20 protein-coding genes are annotated in these 22743 nt (G+C 71.2%); 4 read left to right on the top strand and 16 right to left on the bottom strand.

Going from position 1 to position 22743, the window contains the following annotated elements; all coding sequences use genetic code 11:
- Positions 1-79: 79 nt before the first annotated feature.
- The gene (locus TNCT6_RS34480) at positions 80-412 is read right to left on the bottom strand and encodes an Imm21 family immunity protein (protein ID WP_141365421.1); all 333 of its coding nucleotides are present in this window, start codon (positions 410-412) and stop codon (positions 80-82) included.
- Between the two features lie 354 nt (positions 413-766).
- Here TNCT6_RS34480 and TNCT6_RS34470 point away from each other — a divergent pair, with 354 nt between their 5' ends.
- Complete coding sequence (locus TNCT6_RS34470; protein ID WP_373996223.1) at positions 767-1594, top strand: IS5 family transposase; 828 nt, start codon at positions 767-769, stop codon at positions 1592-1594.
- Here TNCT6_RS34470 and TNCT6_RS34465 read toward each other — a convergent pair.
- Positions 1514-2278: a GNAT family N-acetyltransferase gene (locus TNCT6_RS34465; protein ID WP_141367091.1), complete on the bottom strand. Its 765-nt coding sequence runs from the start codon at positions 2276-2278 to the stop codon at positions 1514-1516. The two genes, TNCT6_RS34470 and TNCT6_RS34465, sit on opposite strands and share 81 nt — an antisense overlap.
- A 311-nt stretch (positions 2279-2589) precedes the next feature.
- Here TNCT6_RS34465 and TNCT6_RS34460 point away from each other — a divergent pair, with 311 nt between their 5' ends.
- Complete coding sequence (locus tag TNCT6_RS34460) at positions 2590-3267, top strand: hemerythrin domain-containing protein (protein WP_253266334.1); 678 nt, start codon at positions 2590-2592, stop codon at positions 3265-3267.
- A 197-nt stretch (positions 3268-3464) separates the two neighbouring features.
- Here the strand turns inward: TNCT6_RS34460 and gap are convergent, their stop codons facing one another.
- Positions 3465-4463, bottom strand: coding sequence for a type I glyceraldehyde-3-phosphate dehydrogenase (gene gap, locus TNCT6_RS34455; protein ID WP_141365418.1), 999 nt, complete (start codon positions 4461-4463; stop codon positions 3465-3467).
- A 105-nt stretch (positions 4464-4568) separates the two neighbouring features.
- Complete coding sequence (locus TNCT6_RS34450; protein WP_141365416.1) at positions 4569-5525, bottom strand: GlxA family transcriptional regulator; 957 nt, start codon at positions 5523-5525, stop codon at positions 4569-4571.
- A gap of 535 nt (positions 5526-6060) precedes the next feature.
- Here TNCT6_RS34450 and TNCT6_RS34445 point away from each other — a divergent pair.
- Both TNCT6_RS34445 and TNCT6_RS34440 read left to right on the top strand, forming a co-directional pair.
- Positions 6061-7023: a LamG domain-containing protein gene (locus TNCT6_RS34445; protein ID WP_141365414.1), complete on the top strand. Its 963-nt coding sequence runs from the start codon at positions 6061-6063 to the stop codon at positions 7021-7023.
- A 96-nt stretch (positions 7024-7119) separates the two neighbouring features.
- Positions 7120-9198: a sorbosone dehydrogenase family protein gene (locus TNCT6_RS34440; RefSeq protein ID WP_253266333.1), complete on the top strand. Its 2079-nt coding sequence runs from the start codon at positions 7120-7122 to the stop codon at positions 9196-9198.
- Positions 9199-9471: 273 nt separating this feature from the next.
- Here TNCT6_RS34440 and TNCT6_RS34435 read toward each other — a convergent pair whose 3' ends face one another.
- From TNCT6_RS34435 to TNCT6_RS34380, 12 genes are all read right to left on the bottom strand, one after another.
- Entirely contained in the window at positions 9472-10842 is a 1371-nt protein-coding gene (locus TNCT6_RS34435) for a serine/threonine-protein kinase (protein ID WP_253266332.1), read from the bottom strand.
- A gap of 483 nt (positions 10843-11325) precedes the next feature.
- Positions 11326-12303 carry a sugar kinase gene (locus tag TNCT6_RS34430; RefSeq protein ID WP_141365408.1) on the bottom strand — a complete coding sequence of 326 codons (978 nt, stop codon included), beginning with the start codon at positions 12301-12303 and terminating at the stop codon, positions 11326-11328.
- Between the two features lie 10 nt (positions 12304-12313).
- Positions 12314-13228, bottom strand: a complete 915-nt coding sequence (locus TNCT6_RS34425; protein ID WP_141365406.1) for an SMP-30/gluconolactonase/LRE family protein — start codon at positions 13226-13228, stop codon at positions 12314-12316.
- On the bottom strand, positions 13225-13860 hold the full coding sequence (locus tag TNCT6_RS34420; protein ID WP_141365404.1) for a bifunctional 4-hydroxy-2-oxoglutarate aldolase/2-dehydro-3-deoxy-phosphogluconate aldolase: 636 nt from the start codon (positions 13858-13860) through the stop codon (positions 13225-13227). Before TNCT6_RS34420 ends, TNCT6_RS34425 begins: the two co-directional genes overlap by 4 nt.
- Before the next feature lie 26 nt (positions 13861-13886).
- Entirely contained in the window at positions 13887-14684 is a 798-nt protein-coding gene (locus TNCT6_RS34415) for a hypothetical protein (RefSeq protein ID WP_141365402.1), read from the bottom strand.
- Complete coding sequence (gene dgoD / locus TNCT6_RS34410; protein WP_141365400.1) at positions 14678-15829, bottom strand: galactonate dehydratase; 1152 nt, start codon at positions 15827-15829, stop codon at positions 14678-14680. Before dgoD ends, TNCT6_RS34415 begins: the two co-directional genes overlap by 7 nt.
- Entirely contained in the window at positions 15826-16587 is a 762-nt protein-coding gene (locus tag TNCT6_RS34405) for a FadR/GntR family transcriptional regulator (RefSeq protein ID WP_141365398.1), read from the bottom strand. Before TNCT6_RS34405 ends, dgoD begins: the two co-directional genes overlap by 4 nt.
- A 49-nt stretch (positions 16588-16636) precedes the next feature.
- Positions 16637-17395, bottom strand: coding sequence for an SDR family NAD(P)-dependent oxidoreductase (locus TNCT6_RS34400; RefSeq protein WP_141365396.1), 759 nt, complete (start codon positions 17393-17395; stop codon positions 16637-16639).
- Between the two features lie 82 nt (positions 17396-17477).
- A complete protein-coding gene (locus TNCT6_RS34395) occupies positions 17478-19601 on the bottom strand; it encodes an alpha-galactosidase (protein WP_141365395.1) in 2124 nt (707 codons plus the stop codon).
- Entirely contained in the window at positions 19598-20521 is a 924-nt protein-coding gene (locus TNCT6_RS34390) for a carbohydrate ABC transporter permease (RefSeq protein ID WP_141365393.1), read from the bottom strand. The genes TNCT6_RS34395 and TNCT6_RS34390 overlap by 4 nt, the downstream gene beginning before the upstream one ends.
- Positions 20521-21417: a carbohydrate ABC transporter permease gene (locus TNCT6_RS34385; protein WP_141367087.1), complete on the bottom strand. Its 897-nt coding sequence runs from the start codon at positions 21415-21417 to the stop codon at positions 20521-20523. Before TNCT6_RS34385 ends, TNCT6_RS34390 begins: the two co-directional genes overlap by 1 nt.
- A 2-nt stretch (positions 21418-21419) precedes the next feature.
- Positions 21420-22712 carry an ABC transporter substrate-binding protein gene (locus tag TNCT6_RS34380; RefSeq protein WP_141365391.1) on the bottom strand — a complete coding sequence of 431 codons (1293 nt, stop codon included), beginning with the start codon at positions 22710-22712 and terminating at the stop codon, positions 21420-21422.
- Positions 22713-22743: the final 31 nt, after the last annotated feature.

The following is a 22743-nucleotide window of genomic DNA, read 5'->3' as shown; positions in this document are numbered from 1 at the left end:
CAGCGATCAGTTCCCGAGACCTCCAGCCGTCCGCCGTACGCGGGAGGCCGGAGGCCCTTCATGGGCACGTTGCTCTCGGTCAGACGGTTGCCCCCTGGATGGTCCACTCGACGCGAGAGTCCCAGACGACCAGTGGAAGCAACTCAGCCACGGCTCCGCAGTAATCGACGTCGTGGTCGCCTGCGATCCGACGGGCAAGGAGGCTGCGCTCGGGGAGGAACGTGGTGGCTGCGGGGTCGTCGCCGAGCACGAGTGCGTGTGCGGGGCCGACTTCGATGATGCCGTTGAGCTCCTCGACCAAGCAGGCGCGGCCGTACGCCGCCCTTTCAGCCCCTCTCGCGGCGAGCCAGGAAACGGCGTCGCACCCGGTCACCGATTCGGGCGGACACGGCACTGCCGGCCTCACTCCCATGGGCGGAGCAGGGCACGGGTGATACTCCGTCAGGCACCGGGAAGGTCCACGACGAAGATGAGCGTCGAGTCCGCCGGGATCAAGGGTCCGGGTGGCTGGTTGCCTTGGGCGAGGTGTGGGCCCTGATGGTCACGCGGTGGCCGCGCTCGATCACAGCCGGGTCAGCAGTGCTCGCTCGACGTTCAGGCGGTGAATCCTCCGTCGACGGCGATCGTGGCTCCGGTGATGTACTGACTGGCGGTTATCTGACCTCACGCTCCACCTCTGAAGAGCGGCTCAATGCCCACCACGAGGTCACACTGGAGTATTAGAGCGTGTATCGGAGTGGATCTTGAGGTGAGATGATCTGGTTCTGTGGCGCGTGGAGATCTGACGGGTACGCAGTGGGCCCGCTTGGAGTCGGTGTTACCCAAGGGCAGGAAGCCGGGTCGTCCGCCGATATGGACCAGGCGACAGCTGATCGATGGCATACGGTTTCGTACCCGCACCGGCGTCCCGTGGCGGGATGTGCCGGAGCGGTACGGGCCCTGGGCCCGGGTGTACGACCTGTTCCGCCGCTGGCTGCGGGACGGCACCTGGCAGCGGATCTTCGCCGAGTTGCAGGCCCACAGGCCGACGCCAAGGAGCTCATCACCTGGGACCTCAACAGCGATGCCACCGTGTGCCGGGCCCATCAGCACGCCGCCGGAGCGAGGAAAAAGGGGCCTTCAGAAGGAGTCTCCCGGCGGTATCACCATTGAGCCCGACGACCACGGCCTCGGCCGCTCGCGCGGCGGCCTGACGACCAAGCTGCACTTGGCCGTCGAGCAGGGGCAAAGACCCATGTCCATCGTGATCACCACCGGACAGCACGGCGACTCCCGTCAGTTCGAGCCCGTTTTGGAGAAGGTCCATGTCGCCCGCCTGGGTTCGGGGCGTCCGCGGACCCGGCCGGACCGGGTCCGCGCCGACACAGCATATGTGTCCCGAGAGAACCGCGCCTACCTGCGACAAGCTCGCGGTCCGCTAGGAGGCCACTGTCCTCGTAGCGGCCATCAACGAGTTGCTGTGACCAGCACCGTCAGGAAAGGCGGGGCGGGGGGCCAGTGGAGTTCAGGTGGTTCAGGGGTTGATGGTGTGTTCGGTGAACTGGCCACAGGAGCGGAACCCCAGGCGGCGGTAGACAGGCTCGCCGTCGACTGACGCCTGCAGGACCGCGATGCGGTGATCTCGGTCGCGGGCCGTGCGGAGTGCCGCGAGCGTGATAGCACCGCCGTAGCCACGTCGGCGGTGGGCGGCCAGGGTGGAGATGTTGTAGATACCGGCAATCCCCGCGTGATGAAACACCTCAGCCGAACAGACCGGACGGCTCTCCACGTAGCCGACCAGGTACCGGGCCGGGCAGTACGCGGCCAGGGCCTGCGGGGCGGCCTGGGCGAAGAAGCGGCGGACGGTGTCAGCAGGCGGGTCCCAGTTCGCGGCGAGAACCGTGGCGTAGTCGACAAGCTGTTCGGGCGTGGCCACCGTCTGGATGTCCAGTCCTTGGGCGGCGGACAGTGGCAGGGTGTCGTCCAGCTCGGCCCACATGGCCGTCTCGCGTTCGGACGCCGACAGGCCGGCCGCCGTCAGGCGGGCGGTGAGGTCCAGTGGTGTCGAGGCAGGCCCCACCCACCAGGAGAAACGGCGGCCCGTGCGAGCCAGCGTCCGAGCGGTCTCGGTGATACGTGCCGGGGCGGTGACAGCGGTGAAGCGGGCCGCGGCAACGATGTTGAAAGTGTCGTCGTCCAGGCCACTGTCGGCGACCAGGAGGTCACCAGCCTCTGTGACGGCCGCACCAGTCATGCTCCGATGCAGGTGACAAGCATGTTCCGCCAGATTCCGTTCCATCCTGTCCATCAAGTCGGCTTCATTGAGGGAATGATCATCCATAGCGATTGATCCCAGCATGACCGGGCGAAGATCGCACGCGCCCAGGGCAGCAAGCTGGTGGCGTTGCCCTCGCCCTCCGGGGCCGCCAGCACACTCGCGATTTCCGCATTGATGCCCCTGCGTAGTTGGACGCCCGGACCGACGACGACGCGGCCATTCTTTGTTCACGCAGAACGATGGAAGTGCCCGCGGAATCGCTGTACGCTCGCCTCCCTGCCGAGCGCCGATGACCGCGCGGCAGTCCGGGGGGCCACACCGCAGGGGGGAAGATGGCGAAGCGCCAGGCCGACGAGCGGGCCGACACACGCATGATGGGAATCATTCACGACGCACTCCGCAGGGACCTGGGACGTACCCGCGCCGCACTCACCGAGCAGCCGTATCCGGACGGCATCCGGCGGGTCGCGCTCGCCGACCACCTCCGGTGGATGATGGGCTTCCTGCACGACCACCACAGCGGCGAGGACCGCGGCCTGTGGCCGCTGCTGCGGGAGAAGGCCCCAGATGCCGCGGAGTTGCTCGACACCATGGAACAGGACCACGCAGGCATCTCGGACGCCATGACCGCTGTCGTCTCTGCGGCCCAGAGGTATGCCGGGGGCGGATCCGATGAGACCAGAGTCGACCTGCTGGCGTCACTGACCGCGCTGGAGGATGCGCTCCTCCCCCATCTGCAACGGGAGGAACAGGAGACGATGCCGGTCGCCGCGTCCGCGCTGACGGTGGGCGAGTGGCGAGCCTGGGAGCAGGAATTCCACATCAAGCAGAGGTCGTTCACCGAGCTGGGCGACGAGGGGCACTGGCTGCTCGACGGCCTCGACAGCGCCCGCTACCAGGTCGTCGTCCGCCAGGTGCCTGCGATGCCGCGGTTCATCCTGCTGCACGGCTTCGCCCGACGCTACCGGCGCCGGGCCGCGCTGCGCTGGGATCCGGGCTCCCAGCGCTGACACCTCGTCATCCCAGCCGGTTCATGACAGCGGCGCACGCTGGCGACGAAGATCGGACCCGCTTCTGTGACTGAGCGCTCTGGCCGCCCGACTGGTCAACTGGAGCGCCCGAATGATGTGCTGACCGGCGCGGTCGACGGAGGAGGGGCCCACCCCGGCATCCGGTCAGCGGAGGCGGGGCCCACCCTGGCGTCCAGTCAGCGGGTGGCGAGGAACTCGAGGGTGTCGATCACGCGGTTCGAGAAGCCCCACTCGTTGTCGTACCAGGCGACCACCTTGACGTGGCGGCCGTCGACGCGGGTGAGGGCCGAGTCGAAGATGGAAGAGGCGGGGTTTCCCGTGATGTCGGACGACACGAGCGGGTCGTCCGAGTACTCGAGGATGCCGGCGAGCGGTCCCTCCGCCGCGGTGCGGTACGCCGCCAGCACGTCCTCGCGCGTCACGTCGCGGGCGACGGTCGTGTTGAGTTCGACGATCGAGCCCACCGGCACCGGTACGCGGATCGAGTCGCCCGACAGCTTGCCGTCGAGGTTCGGCAGCACCAGGCCGATCGCCTTGGCGGCACCGGTCGTGGTCGGCACGATGTTGACGCCGGCGGCCCGGGCGCGACGGGCGTCGCGGTGCGGACCGTCCTGCAGGTTCTGCTCCTGCGTGTAGGCGTGCACCGTCGTCATGAACCCGTGCTCGATACCGGCGAGTTCGTCGAGGACCGCGGCCAGCGGCGCGAGCGCGTTGGTGGTGCAGGAGGCGTTCGAGACGATCGTGTGCACGGCCGGGTCGTAGGCGTCGGTGTTGACCCCGAACGCGAGCGTAACGTCGGCGCCGTCCGACGGCGCGCTGACGAGCACCTTCTTCGCGCCCGCGTCGAGGTGGGCGCGGGCGGCCTTGGCCGAGGTGAAGCGGCCGGTGGCTTCCAGGACCACGTCGACGCCGAGTTCGGCCCACGGCAGCTGCTCGGGCTCGCGCTCGGCCAGCACCGTGATCCGACGGCCGTCGACGACGAGGGTGTCCCCGTCGACGGTCACCGGACGCCCGAGACGGCCGGCCGTGCTGTCGTAGGCGAGCAGCCGGGCGAGAGTGGCGGGCTCGGTGAGGTCGTTGACGGCGACGATCTCGAGGGCGCTGTCGCGTTCGAGCAGTGCGCGCAGCACATTGCGTCCGATGCGGCCGAATCCGTTGATGGCGATGCGAGTCATGAGTGATGTCCCTTTCCTTCGCCACCAGGCTCGCCCGCGGCTCGCGCCGCCGACAGTGGCGGGATCGCCACGGTTCAAAAGGATCCCGCCACGGTGTCGGGCGGGTTACTCGCCCCGGGTGAAGGTGCGCCGGTACTCGCTCGGTGTGGTGCCGAGGATGCGCTGGAAGTGCAGGCGCAGGTTCGCGCCGGTGCCGAGCCCGACGTCGGCGGCGATCTGCTCGACGCTGCGCTGCGAGCGCTCGAGCAGTTCGCGGGCCAGGTCGATGCGGGCACGCATCACCCACTGCATCGGCGTGTAGCCGGTCTCCTCGACGAAGCGCCGGGAGAACGTGCGTGGCGAGACCCCGGCCTGCCGCGCCAGTATGTCGAGGGTGAGGGGCTCGCCGAGCCGGTGCAGTGCCCACTCACGGGTGGCGCCGAAGCGCTCGCCGAGCGGCTCGGGGACGCTGCGCGGCACGTACTGGGCCTGGCCGCCGCTGCGGTAGGGGGCCGCGACCAGGCGGCGGGCCGCGTGGTTGGACGCGGCCACCCCGAGGTCGCCGCGCAGGATGTGCAGGCACAGGTCGATGCCGGAGGCGGCGCCGGCCGAGGTGAGCACACTGCCCTCATCGACGAACAGCACGTCTTCGTCGACCTGGACGAGCGGATGCCTGGCCACGAGTGCCCGCGTGTAGTGCCAGTGCGTCGTGGCGCGCCTGCCGTCGAGCAGGCCCGTGGCGGCGAGCGCGAAGGCGCCCGTCGAGATGGCCGCGAGCCGCGCGCCCCGAGCGTGGGCGGCGATCAGTGCGTCGACGACGGCCTGCGGCGGGTCGTCGCGGTCCGGAAACCGGTAGCCGGGGACGAAGACGATGTCGGCCCACGCAAGGGCGTCGAGGCCGTGGGCGACGTAGTACGCGAGGCCATCGCCGCCGGTCACGAGACCGGGTGTCGCCCCGCACACCCGCACCTCGTACGGCATGCTCGCGCGGGTCGTGAAAACCTGCGCGGGAATTCCGACATCGAGCGGCTTCGCGCCCTCGAGCACGAGGACGGCGACACGACGCAGGCGGGAAGCTGGCACAGGAAGAGGTTACGTGGGACGTGACTTCGATGCGCTCACTGCGCGGACCGGACAGACCACACACCGGACCGGGCACGGTGCGCGGCCGGCGCTTTCACGAACGGTCCCGGCGCCGCATTCGCGGCACTGGTCCAGCCGCTCGCCGGGGTGCGAGGCAGCTTCCTCGCCGGCGGGCTGCCGGCACGGTGACCAACCCGAACTGGATCATCCCGGACCACACCGCCTTCATGCACCCGGACTCGTACGCCACGGATGGTGTGCATCCCCGTCACGGGCCGCCCCTGCAGCGACGGGGCGTTTGGCTCACTGCCCTTGGAATGCAAGGCCAACTGCCGCCCCGCATGGCCGGCTCCGAGCACCTTTGTCCGCAACGAGGTCCGCGCCGCCGCCGAAGGGCGCTCAAAAATTGGCGAGTACACGCCCATTGTCCTGGGCGCGGCAAAAGGGTTACATGGTCCCAGCACGCGGACGAAAGCGCTTTCTGCCGGTCGGGAGAACCCGGCCGAACGCCCCTTCAGTGCCGCTGGGAGGCTGTATGACACCGCCCCGCACCAGACGCTACTCACTCGCCGTCGCCGCGCTCGCCGCGACCGCCTCGCTCGCCGCCGCCACGTTTCCGGCCCAGGCGGCCCGCCCCTCAACCGTCCACACTCCGCTGCGCGCCCAGGCTGTGGCGGCGTACGACTTCGGACACCCGGACCCCGCCGACCCCGGTCGCGAGCTGGACATCGGACGCTCCGGCACCACGCTCAGCCTGATCAACGGCGGCTCCGCGATGCGCGTGGCCGACGAAGCGTACCCGGGTGCTTCGCCCGCCCTGCAGGTGCGCCAGCAGAACCCGGCCACCGCGGGCAACGACGACTGGAAGGCCGGGGCCTGGGACGCCGAGGGCATGTCGTCCCTCGGGGCCTTCCGCAGTGCCCGCGGTGCCACCGTCATGGGCTGGTTCAAGATGACGGGCGACAACCCCGCCCTCAACTCCAACACGCCCAACCCGAGCGACCGTTACAACGCGGTCGGACTGGCCGGCGTACTGTCCGGAACCTCTGACGGTCACGCGGTGCGTGCGCTGCTCGAACTCATCCAGGTGAACGGCGAGTTGAAGCTGGTCGCGCTGGGGAGACGCCTGGACGGCGGCGCCTCCCAGACTTTCGCCGCCGAGGCCCCCTGGGAGGAACTGCTGCCCCGCGGTGAATGGGTCCACCTGGCCGCGACATTCGACTTCCGCGACGGCACCCTCGCGCTCTACCGCGACGGCAAGCCCCTGGAGGGCTTCTACGTCACGCCGGGCGACCCCTGGGAACTCGCCACCACGCCGGCGCCGCACCGCGCCTCGCCCACAGATCCCCACGGCATCAAGATCGGCGGCAGCTTCCCCCAGAACACCCAGGAGAACAACGCCTGCGACTGCCGCATGGACGACCTCCTGTTCCTGGACCGCCCGGTGCCGGCCGGAGCGGTGGCGGCGGAGTACCAGCGCATGACACGGAGCCGCTGACCGTTCCCGTCCTGGATCGTTCTTCCCTGCTTCTCGCGCCAGCCCGAAAGGACCCGCATGGCGTCACGACGTACATATCGAAGGACCTGGGCGGCCGTGGCCGTCAGCGCAGCCCTCGCCCTCGGCGGTCTCGCCGCCCCTGCCCATGCCGACGAGCCCGCCGCGGCGACAGCCGCCCTGACCGACCCCATTCCGCAGAAGCCCGTGCAGTCCACGACGGGCCTCGTCCTGGAGGAGTTCGCGCAGTTCCCCAAGTCGGAACCCGTTCCGGCACCAACGGATCCGCGCCTGATGCGCCACGCCCGGATCAACACCATCAATGAACTCCCCGACGGCTCCGGCCGGATGGCGACTCCCGACCTCAACGGCACCCTGTACCTCACCGACCCCGGCGCCGCGACCAGCACCTCCGGTGGCACCCCGCACCCCTACCTGGACGTCAAGGCCGCATTCCCGCACTTCTTCTCGGGCCGCGGCCTCGGTCAGGGCTTCGGGTACGCCGCGTTCCACCCGGAGTTCGGCACGAACGGGCGCTTCTACACCATCCACACCGAGCTCGCGTCGCAGACCACCGAGACCCCCGACTACCGGCAGGCCGGCACACTCACCTATCACGGCGTCATCACCGAGTGGACCGCCGACGATCCCGCCGCGGCCGTCTTCCACGGCACCCATCGCGAGGTGCTGCGTATCGCTTTCACCGGCCAGGTCCACGGCATTCAGCAGATCGACTTCAACTCGACGGCCAAGCCCCACGACGACGACTACGGCCTCCTCTACCTCGCGGTGGGCGACGGAGGGCAGGGCGTCGGCAACAGCGAGCCGCAGAACCTGACGCTCCCGCACGGCAAACTTCTGCGGATCGATCCCGCGGGCCGCGACAGCGCCAACGGCCGGTACGGCATCCCCGCGTCCAACCCGTTCGTCGGTGAGCCCGGTGCCCTTGGGGAGATCTACGCCCTAGGCATGCGGGACCCGCACCGCTTCAGCTGGGACGCGGGCGGCAGCCACCGTATGTATCTCGGCCACATAGGCGAGCACGCCATCGAGTCGGTGTACGAGGTCAAGGCCGGGGACAACTTCGGCTGGAGCGAGCGCGAGGGCCCCTTCGCATTCGACAAGAAGACCACCGACCCGTGCGCCCGCATCCTCCCCCTTCCCGCCGACGACGCCCAGTACGGCTACACCTACCCGGTCGCCGCCTACGACCACGACCCGGAACCCGGCTGGGACTGCCGGTCCGACGTGGGCCGCGCCATCGCCGGAGGCTTCGTCTACCGCGGCAAGGACGCGCCGGCGCTGCGCGGGAAGTACATCTTCGGCGACCTCGTGGACGGCCGGATCCTGGCTGCGGACACCCGCGACATGCGCCGCGGCGCCGGCCTCGCGCCGCTCGAGCAGCTGATGCTCTTCGACAAGTCGTCCGGGAAGACGGTCACCATGCGCGACCTCGCCGGTGACCAACGTGTCGACCTGCGCTTCGGCTCCGACCACGGCGGCGGCCTGTACATCGTCTCGAAGGCCAACGGCAAGGTCTGGAAGGTGACCGGGACCCGCACCTTCGCCGACTGCAAGATCGGCAACACCCCCACCACGCACACCACCGGCCCCGGCAACTGGGCGCCGGTCACCCCGGCCAAGTGGGCGTACACCGAACGCGAGACGATCATGACCGAGCCGGGCGTCGCCCGCCCGGGACCGCGGCGCCCCTTCGAGTACGCCGTCCTGACCGCGGGCCCGCGCTACTCCTCCGTCACCGTCGAGGCGGAGGTCCGGATCGACACCCCCGTCGAGATCACCAACCGTGACGTCATTCTCATCTGGGACTATCAGTCGGACACGCGATTCCAGTACGCGCACCTGTCGAGCGACAACACCATCTACCCGCACAACGGTTTGTTCACGGTGGACGACGCCGACCGGCTGCGCATCGACGACCAGTGGAACGGATCCTTCGGCGCGCCTCCGGCGATCAAGGACGAGGGGTGGCACAAGGTCCGCCTCACCCATTGCGCCGGCACCGGTGAGACCGCCGTCTACCTGGACGGCAGCCCCAATCCGCTGATCACGGCCACCGACCCGGTCTTCGCCTCGGGCCGGGTGGGCTTCGGATCCTTCGACAACGTGGGTCGCGTCCGCCACCTGAAGGTGACGGGCACTCCGACCGGCGACTGACCTCGCGGGGCGGGCCGAGACCTCGGCCCGCCCCGCGATTGGGTGCCAGCCGGTCCCCGGCCGCGGTTCTTCCGGGCCGTGAAGCCCTGACGGTCACATCCGGGGCTGTCGCACGACCCGCGCCACCGGTCCGCGCCCACTGTGGCTGCCGGGCCTCGCCTTCGCCGCAGGAGGCGCGGTCGCCGCGATGGTGGTGGCCGCGGCGGCGCACGCCGCCGGCCTGTGGCTTGAGATTGACGCCGCCACCGCCTCGCCCATCAGTTTCCGACCTGGCTAGGAGTCATCCTCCACCACGGAAGCGAGGTGAGTGAGGAGCCGGTCGAGCTCCGCGGTACTGGTGAACTCGTGATCCTTCTCGGCGTCAGCGAGTTTGTGCCGGACGTCGCGGACCCGTTTGCGTACGTCCTTGGTCTTGTCCTTCCCTTTCTCCCTGCCCTCGGCCAGCTTGTCCCTGGCCTCGGAGAGCTTGCGCTCCAGATCGTGGGCGAGGTGCGGGTCGAGGCGGCCCTGGTTCGCGGCGTCGCTCAGCGCCTGGGACAGCTGGCTGAGCAGCACCCCGGGATCGTCCGACAATGCGGCGAGCGCGTCGACGGTCACGGCGGGGGCGGTGGCTGACCCGTGCTCCGGCGGAGGCGGCACTGAAGCATCAGTGGCGGACGGGAGGACGGGCGAACCGGAGGCGACATCCGTGGGGTCGGGCTGGAACAGGAAGAAACCCAGGGCCACCAGGGCCACCGCTGCGATCCCCGAAATCGCGACCGTGCGTGGCCGGCGGTTACGGCTGCGAGATCGTCGTGTCGTGGGGGCCGGCAGCGCGGCTGTGCGGTCCATCGCGGCGACCCGCCCCGGGGCAGGCGGTGGTGTGAGCCCCGCCGACGGGGTCGCACTCCACCTCTCGGGGGCGGACAGCCAGTTGGCAACCCCCTCGGCGTCCGGCCGGTTCTCCGGCTCCTTGGCGAGCAGCGACAAGACGAGTTGTTCGAGCTCCACCGGAAGCTCCACCCCCACGCCGTGCGGAGGCAACGGCGACTCCTGGACATGCTGGTAGAGCAGCGCCGTCGGAGTATCGGCACGGAACGGGGGGTGCCCGACGAGAAGCTCGTACAGTACGCAGCCGAGCGCGTACATGTCGGAGGCAGGACCGGCGTCCTTTCCGAGGACGCGTTCGGGGGCGAGGCAGGAAACCGTTCCCACGATCATGCCCGCGCTGGTGAGCGCGGCCGCCGTGTCATCGGCGAGACGGGCGATACCGAAGTCGACCACCTTGACCGTGCCGTCCGGAACCAGAAGAAGGTTGGCAGGCTTGATGTCGCGGTGGATGATGCCCTGCCGGTGCGCGGCGGCCAGGCCTGAGGCGGTCTGGCTGCCGATGGCAGCCACCTCGCGGGGCGTGAGAGGTCCCCCCGAGGCCAGTTGCTCGGCAAGACTGTGCCCCTGGACCATCTCCATGACCAGGTAGAGGCGGCCGTCGGCCTGGCCGAAGTCGTATACGGCGACGACGTTGGGGTGGCTCAGGCGAGCGGTCGTCTGCGCCTCCTGGTGGAAGCGGGCCGCGGCCGTCGGGTCCACGCCACCTGCCAGGAGCAGCTTGACCGCGACCGGGCGCCCGAGGACCTCGTCGCGTGCGCGCCAGACCTCTCCCATTCCGCCTCGGCCGAGAAGCTCCTCGAGCTGGTACCGACCCGCCAACAACACGCCGAACGCCCTCTCCATGACTGTCGGGACCGAACTGACAGGTACGCACCATGCCTGATCGCAGCTGCCGGCTCACCACGGTATCGGGAGGACATTTCCTTCGCGAGATGAGACACCGCCTGGGACACGGTGTCTGATCGTGCGGTAGCCGGGTTGCGCACCGATGCTGATGAGGCCCGATCGCCAAGACCTCGGCAGGCTATCAGGCCTTGATCCACTCGGGTGAAGAGCTGTCACCACGCCTGGGTGCCTGCCGTGTGGTGCGTGCGCCGGCGGCAACGCGCCTTCGGGTGGCGGCTATGCGGGCAAGCGACGCGTATCGGGACCAACCCGGTGAGGTCGGCCAGGTAGGAGGTTCCGGTGGTGGCCATCACCTCCAGCGACACGTCGCTCTGCGGAAGGAGGCGCCCCGGACGATCCCATCCCGAGGGATCAGTCGATCACGGCGGCCCGCCAGGTCTCCTCGTCGGCGTCCAGGAGCGCCGCGACGAGGGCGGGGTCCGGCAACGGGCCGTGGTCGGCGGCGATCCTCAGGGCCGAGGCCGCGGTCAGATGGCCCAACCGCAGGGCGCGGTCCACGGGCAGCTGCCGCAAGAGCCCGCTGAGGAATCCGGCGGCGAAGGCATCGCCGGCGCCGACCGGTTCGGCAACGCGCACGGTCAGGGCGGGCACGCTGTGGGCGGTGGTGCCGACGAAGGCCGTGGCGGCGCGGTCCCCGTCCTTCACGACGAGGACGCGCGGGCCGGGCAGGAGGTCGCGGACCCGTACGGCGTCAGTGATCCCGTCCCCCCACAGGGCCTGGGCCTCGTCAAGGCCTACGAGGACTATGTCGGCCCGGTCCGCGAGCGGCCGCAGCACGTCGGCTGCCGAGCGGCCGGCCCATAGGGCGGCCCGGTGGTTGACGTCGAAGCTGACGGGCCACGGACGGTCGGGGCGCAGCGCGCGTTCGACGAGGGCGCGGCAATCGGGCGACAGGGCGGGGGTGATGCCGCTGAGGTGGACGAGCGCGGCGCCCTCCACCGCCGGATCGTCGAGTACGTCGGGGGTGAGGGCCGAGGCGGCGGATCCGGCGCGGTGGTAGTGGACGCGGGTGCCGTGCGTGCCCGGGTCCTTGAGCAGGAGTCCGGTGGGCCGCTCCGGGTCGGTGCGGACGCCGCTGACGTCGACGCCGCCCGCGGCGATCCGGGCGCGGACGCGGCGGCCGAAGGGGTCGTCGCCGACGGCGGAGACCCAGCGGGCGGGGATGCCGTGGTCGGCGAGGTAGAGGGCGACGTTCGACTCGGCGCCCGCGATGTCGACGCGCAGCAGGTCGGCGCCGTCCAACGGTCCGAGGGGGTCGGGGGCGAGGGCGGCCATGGTCTCGCCGACGCAGACCACGGGGCCGGGGCGCAGTGGCCGGTGGGTGCTCATGGTGGGCTTCCTAGAGTGTGTCGGCGCGGTCCGCCGGGTCCGGGGCGGAGGGGATCGCCGGGCGGTACGGGGCGGTCTGGGCGCCGGGCACGTCGACCCGGACAGCGAAGACGGCGCCGTCGAACGCTCCCGGGGCGGGCAGGCCGATGTGCGCGCTGGTGACGAGGAGCGTGCGGCCGTCGGGGCCGCCGAGGCAGAGTCCGGCGGGCTGTTCGGCGGGCAGGTCGACGATCCGGTCGAGGCTGCCGTCGGGATGGTAGCGGTGGACCTGCCCGATGCCCCAGACGGCGGTCCACAGCCCGCCCTCGATGTCGGTGGTCATCCCGTCGGGGCTGCCGGAGGTGAGCGTGACGAAGGGTTCGGGCGTGCCCGGGTCGCCGCTCGCGGGGTCGACCGGACAGCGCAGGATGACGCCCCGGGCGCTGTCGGCGAGGTACATGACGGTGCCGTCGGCGCTGAAGGCCGGACCGTTGGGGATGGTGATGTCCCGCAGGACGCGGGTGACGCGGCCGTCGCGGTCCAGGCGGTAGAGGGAGCCGGCGTCCTCGGTCGTGTCGTAGGCCATGCTGCCGGCCCAGAAGCGGCCGTGGGGGTCGGCGACGCCGTCGTTCATCCGCATCGGCGCCGGGGCGTCGTCCTCGGGTCGCGCGATCCATGCGACCCGGCCCGCGGGGTCGATGCGGCAGATGCCGGTGCCCGCGGCCGCGATCCAGTGGCCGGGGTGGCCCTCGACCGGTGCCACCGCACCCAGCGGGCAGGGCAGTTGAGCGATCAGGGCCAGAGGCGCGGCAGGGTCGTGGGGGGCGGCGAGGAGTCGGCCGCTGAGGATGTCGGTGAGCACGGCGCGGTCGTCCGTCCAGCGGATGCCCTCGCCGAGTTCGAGGCGGTCGGTCCCGAGGACCGCCGGGGGCACGGTCGCGGTCACGGGCGGGCCTCCGCGCGGACGACGTCCAGGAAGATGCGGGCCCGTTGGCGTAGCGCTGTGATGTTGCCGCCCTCGGCGGCGTCGCCGATCAGGGGCGATCCGACGCCGACGGCGGTGGCGCCGCCCCTCAGGTAAGCGGCGGCGGCCTCCGCGTCGACTCCCCCGACAGGCACGAAGGGCAGGTCGGGGAAGGGGCCGCGCAGGTCGCGCAGGTAGCCGGGGCCGCCGGCGCTGCCGGCCGGGAAGAGCTTGAGGGCGTCGGCGCCGAGCCGCAGTGCCTGGAGGATGTCGGTGGGGGTCATCACCCCGGCGAGCACCGGAAGTCCGAGTTCCCGCCCGGTGGCGATGCCGTCGCTGACCGCCGGGGTGACGAGGAAGGCGGCCCCGGCCTTGTGGGCGGCATGTGCGTCTTCGGTGCTGAGGACGGTTCCGGCTCCGAGCGTCGCGTCCGGGCCGAGTGCGGCGCGGGCCCGCGCGATGACGTCCAGCGCGTCGCGTCCGCTGAGGGAGACCTCGATGAGGGTGACACCCTCCTCGGCGAGGGTGAGCACGGCGGTCAGCGCGGCGTCCGGGTCGCTGCCGCGGACGATGGCGAGCAGCCGGTGGGCGCGCAGCGCGGCGAGCAGGTCCATCCGACGTCCCTTCTGGTGGTGTGGGTTCAGGTGCGGCGGGTCGCGGTGACGGTGAGCCGCCAGGCGACCTCGCCGGAGGGCGGGACGACGGCCGTGTCGCCGTCGGTCGCCCCCGTGCGGTCGAAGACGCGGCCGAGCATCGGCTCGACGCCGGTCGAGCGGTACGGCGCGTCCTGGGGGAAGCCGCCGAGGTTGCGCCACAGGGCGACCGCGACCGGCTGTCCGGCGGCCTCGACGGACAGGTACAGCGTGTGGGGGCCGTCGTGCACAGCAACACGTGGGGTGAGGACAACCGCTCCGACGGCCGTCCCCTCGTCCGGGCCGAGCCGGTCGAGCGGGATGCCGTCGACGCGCGGCCAATGCCCGGTGATCCAGCCCGCGCCCTCGTCCGGGTAGAGCCGGGTTTCCGCGGATGCGTCGATGCCGATCCACGCATCCGGGGAGAGGTCCAGCAGGGCGTGGGCGGCCCACACGAAGCGGTAGCCGGGCTCTGCGGTGAGCGTGTAGTCGGCGACGGCGGCTCCCGCCTCCGTACCGAGGCGTCGGGTCAGGCGGAAGTCGGGGCACTCCACGACGTCCGCCTGCCCGTGCCTGCGCCAGCGCCGTGACCAGGCATCCCCGTGGTCGGGCAGCCCGCGCACGGTGGGTACGCACTCCTCCAGTCCGCCGGCGTCGGCAAAGGGGTCGCCGGGCCGGACCAGGGGGCGGCGGGGCTCGTCGCGGTGCCACAGCCATTCGCGGCCGCCCGCGGTCAGCGAGGTCCAGCGTCCGCCGTGGTCCGGATCGGCGACCACGGAGACCGGGAGCCGGGTGCCGGTCACCATTCGGCGAAGGAGCCGTCGGCGTGCCGCCACACGGGGTTGCGCCAGGCGTGTCCGGATCGGTCGGCGGCGCGAACCGCGTCCTCGTCGACGGCGATGCCGAGGCCGGGCAGCGCCAGTGCGGTGCGGTGCGCCTGGCCGTCGACGAAGCGGAAGGGCTCGGTGTCGACCAGGTAGGACAGCAGGTCGGCGTCCTTGTTGTAGTGGATGCCCCGGCTCTGTTCCTGGATGAGGAAGTTGGGTGTGGCGAAGGCGACCTGGAGGCTGGCGGCCAGCGCGATGGGGCCGAGCGGGCAGTGCGGCGCCAGGTGGGCACCGAAGGTCTCGGCGAGCGAGGCGATCCGGGTGACCTCCGATATCCCGCCGGCGTGCGACAGGTCCGGCTGGGCCACGGCGACGCCCGCGGTGAGCACCGGGAGGAAGTCCCCCCGTCCGTACAGCCGTTCGCCGGTGGCCAGCGGTACGGACGAGGCGCCGACCAGTCCGGGCAGCAGGTGTGCCTGGTCGGGCAGAACGGGTTCCTCGACGAACAGCGGGTGCAGTGGGGCTATCTCGTGGAGGACACGGCGCGTGTTGGCGGCGCTGAAGCGGCCGTGGAAGTCGACGGCGACGTCGCGGTGCGGTCCCAGGACTTCGCGGGCGGCCGCCACACGCTCGACGACGGCAGCCGTCTCGGCGGGGCTGCCGATCGGCGGGGTGCGCCCGGCGGCGTTCATCTTGACGGCGGTGAAGCCGGCCTCCACCTGGGCGGTGACCTCCTCCTTGAGCCGCTCGGGTTCGTCGCCGCCGACCCAGGCGTACACCCGGACGGTGTCGCGGACCGGGCCACCGAGCAAGGTGTGCACCGGCACCCCGAGCGCGCGGCCCGCGATGTCCCACAGGGCCTGGTCGATGCCGGCGACGGCGCTGGAGAGGACCGGGCCGCCCCGGTAGAAGCCGCCCTTGGTCAGCACCTGCCAGTGGTCCTGGATGCGCAGCGGGTCCTGGCCCACCAGGTACTCCGCCAGCACCTCGACGGCTGACCGGACCACCTCGGCCCGGCCCTCCACCACCGGCTCGCCCCAGCCGACGACACCGTCGTCGGTCTCGATGCGGCAGAACAGCCAACGGGGCGGGACGAGGAAGGTCTCGACGCGCTCGATCTTCACTGTGCCTGGCCGTCCTTCTGCTCGGCGGAGTGTTCCGCGCCCTCGGACGCGGACGGGCCGCTGAGCTTGTCGAGGTCGCGCGTCGCCTGGTCGAGCAGGGCGCGCATGGCGTGTTCCGCGGCGTCCGGGTCCCGGTCGCGCACGGCGTCGAGGACGGCTCGGTGGCTGGGGACCGGGTCCTCGCTGTGGGGGGCGCTGTGCACGAGCTGGTCGCGATGGGCCAGGCCCGACTCGATGACCATCTCCATGCGTTCCAGCAGTTCGTTGTGGGTGGCCGCGAGCAGCGCCCGGTGGAAGGTGAGGTCGGCCTTGACGGCGTCGTTCGCGCCTCCCTCCTTGCCCATGGCGGTCAGTGCCGCCTCCATTGCCTCGAGATCGGCGTCGGTGCGGCGGGCCGCGGCCAGTCGCACGGCGGCGGGTTCGATGATGCGGCGGACCTCGCCGAGGTTACGGAGCAGTGCGGCGTCGGCGCCGGTGCCGCTCGGCTCGGAGAACTGCCAACGCAGCACGTCGGCGTCGAGCAGGTTCCAGTCGGAGCGGGGCCGGACGAAAGTGCCGCGCTTCTGCCGGGCGTCGACCATCCCCTTGGCCGCGAGCACCTTGAGCGATTCACGCAGGGCCGTCAGACTGACGTCCAGTTCGCTCTGCAGGGCCGCCATGTCGAGCGTCGCTCCCTCGGGGATCTCGCCGCTGAGCACCCGGCGGGCGAGGGTCTCCACGGTCTGGCCGTGCACTCCGCGGCGCGCGTATGGCGTCATGTGTTTGCCTTTCTTGCTGGTCGGTCGGTGGCGGGAGCGGTCGGTTCCGTCAGGCGGAGTCCTTGGCGACGCTCCAGCCGCCGTCCACGAGCAGGCTCGATCCGGTGATGTAGGAGGCTTCGTCGGCGGCGAGGAAGGCGACGGCGGCGGCGACCTCCTCGGGAGTGCCGAAGCGGCGCGCCGCGGTCCCGGCGACGCTGAGCTCGCGGTCGGCCGGCGGGACCCGGTCCCAGGCGGCGGTCAGGATCGGTCCCGGCAGCACCGCGTTGACGCGGACGGACGGTCCGTACTCGACGGCGAGCTGGCCGCACAGCGACAGCAGGGCGCCCTTGCTCGCCGCGTACGCCGGGTGGCCGGGGATGCCCCGGTGGGCGTGGACGGAGGAGACGAGTACCACGGCCCCCTGGTGCTCGCGCAGGTCCGGCAGTGTCGCCTTGACGCCCAGGAAGGCGCCGGTGAGGTTGACCGAGAGCTGCCGTTCCCAGGAGGCGAGGCTGGTCTCGTGGGCCGGGGCGACTGCCACCGTGTACGCGTTGCCGACCAGGACGCCCACGGGCCCGAAGCTGTGGGCGGCGGTGATCACGCGCTGCCAGTCGTCCTCGCTCGCGACGTCGGCGGCGACGAACAGGGCGCGGGCGCCGTCCTGGCGCAGCCGCTCGGCGGTCTCCTCGCCGCGTTCGGCGTCGATGTCGGCGAGGACGACGGCCGCGCCCTCCGCGGCGAGGCGTGCTGCGGTGGCCGCGCCGATGCCCGATGCGGCGCCGGTGACGACGGCGACGCGGTTGGTGAAGCGGGCGGCTGGGTTCATGGGGTGGATCGTCTCCTGTTCGAGGGGAAGGCGGGGTGCAGGTGTTCGAGAGGCGGATGGAGTGCCGATTCTTCCGCTGTCGTCACTGCCGGGCCAGGACGGTCAACTCCGCGTCGTGTCCGGCGGTCCAGGCGAGCGGGAGCCCCGAGTGGATCAGGTACGCGCCGCTGTAGCGGGTGCCGGTGGCGGTGTCGGTGTAGACGGATTCCGGCCGCAGGCCGCGCAGACGCAGCCGGGCGGCCCGGCCGGGCACCAGGGGCGCGCCGTCGAGCGGGCCGGTGTTCCAGGCGGTCACCACCAGGCGGGCGCCGCTGAGTTTCCCGCGTTCCTCGTACTGGACGCCGCACGTCGGGTCGGTGGGGCTGCCCAGCAGGTGGACTTCGCCGTGGTGGACGACGTCGCGGATCTCCTTGTAGCGGGCGATCCACTCCGCCGCCTCGGCGCGCTGCTCCGTTGTCCAGTGGCGGATGTCGGCGCCGATGCCGAGGACGCCCGCGATGGAGTTGACGAAGCGGAAGGCCAGCGAGCGGGGCCGGGGGTCGAAGACGCCGGGGGCGTCTGTGACCCAGGAGCTCATGGTGTGCGGTGCGTGGGCGTGGAGGTAGCCGTACTGGATGCGCAGCCGGTCCATGGGCGCGGTGTTGTCGCTGGGCCACAGCACGTCGGTGCGGGCGAGGGTGGCGTGCTCGACGCGGGCGCCGCCGCCGGCGCAGCCCTCGACGGTGACGTGCGGGTGGGCGCTGCGCAGGTGGTCCAGGACGCGGAGGTAGCCGGCGACGTGGGCGGCGTCGAGGTCGTGCTGCTCGGGGTCGGGCCCGGCCGGGTGGCCGGGACGGCCGCGCTCGGTGGGCGGCCGGTTCATGTCCCACTTGAGGTAGCTGATGGCGTGGGTGCCCAGCAGCCGGTCGAGGGTGCCGATCACGAAGTCCTGGACGTCCTCGCGGCCGAGGTCGAGCAGGTGCTGGTTGCGCACCAGCGTGGCGGGGCGGCCGTCGATCCGGTACACCCACTCGGGGTGCTCGGCGTAGAGCCTGGAGCGGGGGCTGATGCCCTCGGGCTCCACCCACAGGCCGAAGTCCAGGCCGAGGGCGCGGACGTCCTCGACGAACCGGTCGAAGCCGCCGGGGAACTCGGCCGGGTCCGGGTCCCAGTCGCCGAGGCCTCCGGTGTCGTCGGGACGTCCGGTGAACCAGCCGTCGTCGACGACGAAGAGTTCGGCGCCCAGCTCGGCGGCGACTTTGGCGAGCTCCAGCTGGCCGGCGGCGTCGACGTCGAATCCGGTGGCCTCCCACGAGTTGTAGAGGACCTTGCGGGGCCGGTCGATGCGGTCGCCGGTGAGGTGCCGCTCGTAGCGGTGCCACACGCGGGCCAGCCCGTCGAGTCCGTCGGGGCTGAAGGCACAGGCCAGCCGGGGCGTGACGAGGGTGGCGCCGGGCGCGAGGCGGACCGCGCCCTCGTGGGGCACGCGGCCGGCACGCACCCGCACGGCTCCGCCGGGCTCGGCGTCGGCCGTGATCCGCCAGTTGCCGGACCATTCCAGGGCGATGCCGTAGGTGGGGGTGGCGCCCTCGGCGGGGGCGGCGGCGTCCTGGATCGCGAGCCAGGGGGGGTACGCGTGCCCGGCCGAACCCTGGGTGCTCTCCATCTCGAAGCGGCCGCGCTCCAGGCGCACGTCCTTGAGCTGGAACTCCTGTGACCACTGTCCGGCCAGGTACGTCAGCCGCGCGCCGCCCTGGACGGGCACGTTGACGGCCGCGGAGTCGATGCGCTCCAGGCGCACCTCGGTCTCGCCGGCGCAGGTGAACTCCGTCCAGCGCAGGACGACGTCGGTGCCGGGTACCGTCTCGTAGTGGAGGGTCGTGCGCAGGCCGAGGAGGTCGTCGGCGAACTCCAGGCGCAGTGCCCGCTCTCCGTCCTGCGTGGCGCCGGTGAAGCGCCACCAGCTGCCGCGGTCGCCGCCGGGGCGGGAGGCGATCAGGTCGGCGCCGGTGAACGGCCGCAGCCCGTAGGGGATGTACTCGGCCGGGGCGGCGTCGGCGGGGGTGATGAAGTGGGTGCGGCGGGACCAGTCCAGGGGTGACGGCCCGTCCTCCACGCCGTGCGGCCCCCAGGCGGCGAGCTCGGCCCAGCGGCCGTCGCCGCCGAGGGTGACGGCATAGGTGGTGGTGTCGGTGCGCAGCAGCCACCGGTCGTCGTGCGCGGTCACTTGACGGCTCCGAGGTTCAGTCCGGCCACGAAGTGGCGCTGGAAGCGGAGGAAGACGGCCACCGTCGGGGCGGCGGCGATCACCGAACCGGCCGCGATGACGTTCCACATGGACACGTACTGGCCCTGCAGTCCGATCAGCGAGGCGGTGATGGGCATCCGGGTGTCGGTGCGCAGCACGGTGATGGCCCACAGCAGGTCGTTGAAGATCCAGGTGAAGGACAGCGCGCTCAGCGCGGCCAACGCCGGGCGGGCCAGCGGCAGGATGACCCGCCAGTAGATCTGCCACGGGTTCGCGCCGTCGATGACGGCGGCCTGCTGGATCTCTCCGGGGATCGCCCTCATGAAGCCGTGCAGGACGAAGACGTAGAAGCCGACGCCGAAGCCGACCTGCACGCCGATCAGGGCGTACAGCTGGTCGTGGATGCCGAGCAGTTCGCTGAGTTTGGAGACCGGGATCAGCAGGATCTGTGGGGGCAGCAGGTTGCCGCCGAGCATGAGCAGCAGCAGGACGCGCCGGAAGGGCAGGGCGTAGCGGCTGAGCGCGAAGGCGGCCATGGAGGCGAGGCCGAGCGAGAGGAGCACGGTGGGGACGGTGACCAGCATGCTGTTGATGAGGGCGCGCTGCTGGCCGCCGTCCACCCACGCCTGCCGGAAGCCGTCGAAGGTGAACGAGTGCGGCCGGCTGCCGACGCCGTGCGCGGCGATGTCGTCGAACGTGCGGGTGCTGGTGACGAGCACGAGGACGATCGGCAGCAGCCACAGCGCGGACAGCAGGCCGGCGGTCAGGTGGAAACCGGTCGTGCGCAGGGCGCGGCCGCGCGGCGCGGGCCGGCGGGGCGCCGCGGCATTGCCGGGTCCGGCCTGGCCTGCCACGCCCCCCGCGTTCTTGACGTGCGCTGTGGTGTGGGTGGCGGTCATCAGTCGGCCTCCCGGAAGGCGCGCACGAGGTAGCTCACGATGACGCCGAAGGCCAGCACGAAGATGACGACGGCGAGCGCGGAGCCGTATCCCAGGCGCAGGGACTGGAACGCGGTGGAGTACATGTAGGTGCTCAGCAGTTCGGAGGAGTGGTACGGGCCGCCGCGGGTGAGGGCCCACACCACGTCGAACGAGCGCAGCGAGTCGATGACGATCACCGACAGGACGACCGCGTTGACGCTGCGCAGCTGCGGCAGCGTGATGTGCCGGAACTGCTGCAGGCGGGTGGCGCCGTCGACCTTGGCCGCCTCGTACAGCGCGGGGTCGATGCCCTTGAGGCCGGCCAGGTACAGCACCATCACATAGCCGACCTGGCGCCACAGCGCGGGTACGATCACCGCGTAGAAGGCGGTGTCCTGGTCGGCGAGCCAGGCGTGCTTCCAGCCGCCGAGACCGACGGACTCCAGCACGTTGTTGATCAGACCGTCCGGCTGGTACATGGCCTGCCACACCAGCGCCGTGGCGACCAGTGAGAAGACCACCGGCAGGAAGAGCGCCGCCCGGTAGAACCCGATGCCGCGCCGTTCCTGCTGGAGCAGCAGCGCGGCACCGAGCCCGAGGGCGGCGGAGAGCCCGCCGAAGAGGAGCAGCCACAGCACCGTGTTGATCGCGGCGGTGCGGAAGACCGCGTCGTGCAGCATCTCGCTGAAGTTGCCGAGGCCGACGAACTTCGGGGCCGCCAGGCCGTCCCAGGAGGTCAGGGAGAGGTAGAAGCCCTGGAGGGCCGGCCAGAAGACCCAGAACACCTCGGCGAGCAGCGGGACGAGGACGAAGGCCAGGACCACCGGGGGCACCCGCGTGGCCCTGGACCGTCGTGCGGAGCCGATCAGCACCATCGTCACTGGCTCCAGATCTTCTGTGCGCTGCGCTGCCACGTGGTGAGGATCGAGCCGATCTCCTTGGGCTTGGCCAGGTAGTGCACGAGCGCCGTGTCGGCAGTCGGCTGCAGGGCGTCGCTGGAGTCGCGGTTGAAGAACTGCGTCAGGTCGGCGGCGCCCTCGATGACCTTGCGGCCCTTGAGGACCAGCGGGGTGCCGGCGTCCTTGGCGTCGGGGTGCGTGGGCAGCGTCGTGCCGGACGAACTCTTGAGGTAGAGCTCCTGTGCCTCGGCGGTGGCCAGGTAACGCAGCAGTTCCTTGACGTCGTCGGCGCGCTTGGTGCGGGCGCTGGCGAAGTAGCCGTCGGTGGGCGCCTCCTCGGCGACCGGCACCTTCGGGTCGATGATGGGGAACTGGAAGAAGTCCAGGTCGCCCAGGGCGTCCTTGGGGGCGGCGTCGGCGAAGAAGGTGCCGATGAGCATCATGCCGGTGCGGCCCTGGAGGAGGGCGGTGGTGGCGTCCTGGAAGGGGATCGCCGTGCCGTTGGGGTCGAAGTACGGACGGGCCTCGTCCCACTTGTCGAAGACCTTGCGGACCTCGGGGTCGTCGAAGCGGTGCTTGCCCGCGAGGAGTTCGCGGTGGTACGTGGCGCCGTTGACGCGGATGTCGAGGTAGTCGAACCAGGCGGAGGCGACCCACGGGGTGTCGCCGCCGGCGCCGAGGCCGATCGGTGCGACGCCCTTGCTCTTGAGCTTGTCGCACAGGTCGAGGAACTCGTCCCAGGTCTTGGGCTCCTGCACGCCCCACTTCGAGAAGTTGGACTTCCGGTAGAACATCCCCCACCAGTAGTAACTGGTGGGCACGAAGACCTTCTTGCCGCTGGAGGCCGAGGTGCACAGCTTCTTCAGCGCGTCGGAGTAGCCGGAGAGCTCCGGCTTCTCCCATATGTCGTCGAGGCCGAGGAGCAGGTCCTTCTTGGCGTACGACTCGGCGACGGAGCCGGGGTACCAGGTGTACACGTCCGGCGGGTTGGCCGAGGTGAGGTAGGTCGGCAGCTGGGTGCGGAACGTCTCCGAGGCGACGGTGTTGAGCTCCGCCTTGGCGTCGCCGCGCTCGTCGAAGGCGGCGACGATCGCCTGCATCGCGGTCTTCGCCTGCGGGGAGGAGAGGTTGGACTGCAGGGTCACCGGGCCGCCGGACTTTCCTCCGGAGGCGGACGGGCTCTGGGTGACGCAGCCGCTGAGCAGCGCGCCGGCGCCGACTGCGCCCGCTCCTACGAGGAATCTGCGGCGGGTGGCGTTGAAGGCGGTCATCTGTGCACTCCCTATGTGCCCATGGAACGGA

Source organism: Streptomyces sp. 6-11-2 (genome assembly GCF_006540305.1).
Taxonomy (GTDB): Bacteria; Actinomycetota; Actinomycetes; order Streptomycetales; family Streptomycetaceae; genus Streptomyces.
The sequence above is the reverse complement of the archived record's forward strand: the minus strand, read 5'-3'. Positions and strand labels throughout refer to the sequence as shown.

Coding starts and splice junctions, on each gene's coding strand:
- TNCT6_RS34480 (WP_141365421.1), bottom strand. CDS start 412: ATGGGAGTGAGGCCGGCAGTGCCGTGTCCGCCCGAATCGGTGACCGGG.
- TNCT6_RS34465 (WP_141367091.1), bottom strand. CDS start 2,278: ATGGAACGGAATCTGGCGGAACATGCTTGTCACCTGCATCGGAGCATG.
- TNCT6_RS34460 (WP_253266334.1), top strand. CDS start 2,590: ATGGCGAAGCGCCAGGCCGACGAGCGGGCCGACACACGCATGATGGGA.
- gap (WP_141365418.1), bottom strand. CDS start 4,463: ATGACTCGCATCGCCATCAACGGATTCGGCCGCATCGGACGCAATGTG.
- TNCT6_RS34445 (WP_141365414.1), top strand. CDS start 6,061: ATGACACCGCCCCGCACCAGACGCTACTCACTCGCCGTCGCCGCGCTC.
- TNCT6_RS34435 (WP_253266332.1), bottom strand. CDS start 10,842: ATGGGAGAGGTCTGGCGCGCACGCGACGAGGTCCTCGGGCGCCCGGTC.
- TNCT6_RS34430 (WP_141365408.1), bottom strand. CDS start 12,303: ATGAGCACCCACCGGCCACTGCGCCCCGGCCCCGTGGTCTGCGTCGGC.
- TNCT6_RS34420 (WP_141365404.1), bottom strand. CDS start 13,860: ATGGACCTGCTCGCCGCGCTGCGCGCCCACCGGCTGCTCGCCATCGTC.
- TNCT6_RS34415 (WP_141365402.1), bottom strand. CDS start 14,684: ATGGTGACCGGCACCCGGCTCCCGGTCTCCGTGGTCGCCGATCCGGAC.
- TNCT6_RS34405 (WP_141365398.1), bottom strand. CDS start 16,587: ATGACGCCATACGCGCGCCGCGGAGTGCACGGCCAGACCGTGGAGACC.
- TNCT6_RS34400 (WP_141365396.1), bottom strand. CDS start 17,395: ATGAACCCAGCCGCCCGCTTCACCAACCGCGTCGCCGTCGTCACCGGC.
- TNCT6_RS34390 (WP_141365393.1), bottom strand. CDS start 20,521: ATGACCGCCACCCACACCACAGCGCACGTCAAGAACGCGGGGGGCGTG.
- TNCT6_RS34385 (WP_141367087.1), bottom strand. CDS start 21,417: ATGGTGCTGATCGGCTCCGCACGACGGTCCAGGGCCACGCGGGTGCCC.
- TNCT6_RS34380 (WP_141365391.1), bottom strand. CDS start 22,712: ATGACCGCCTTCAACGCCACCCGCCGCAGATTCCTCGTAGGAGCGGGC.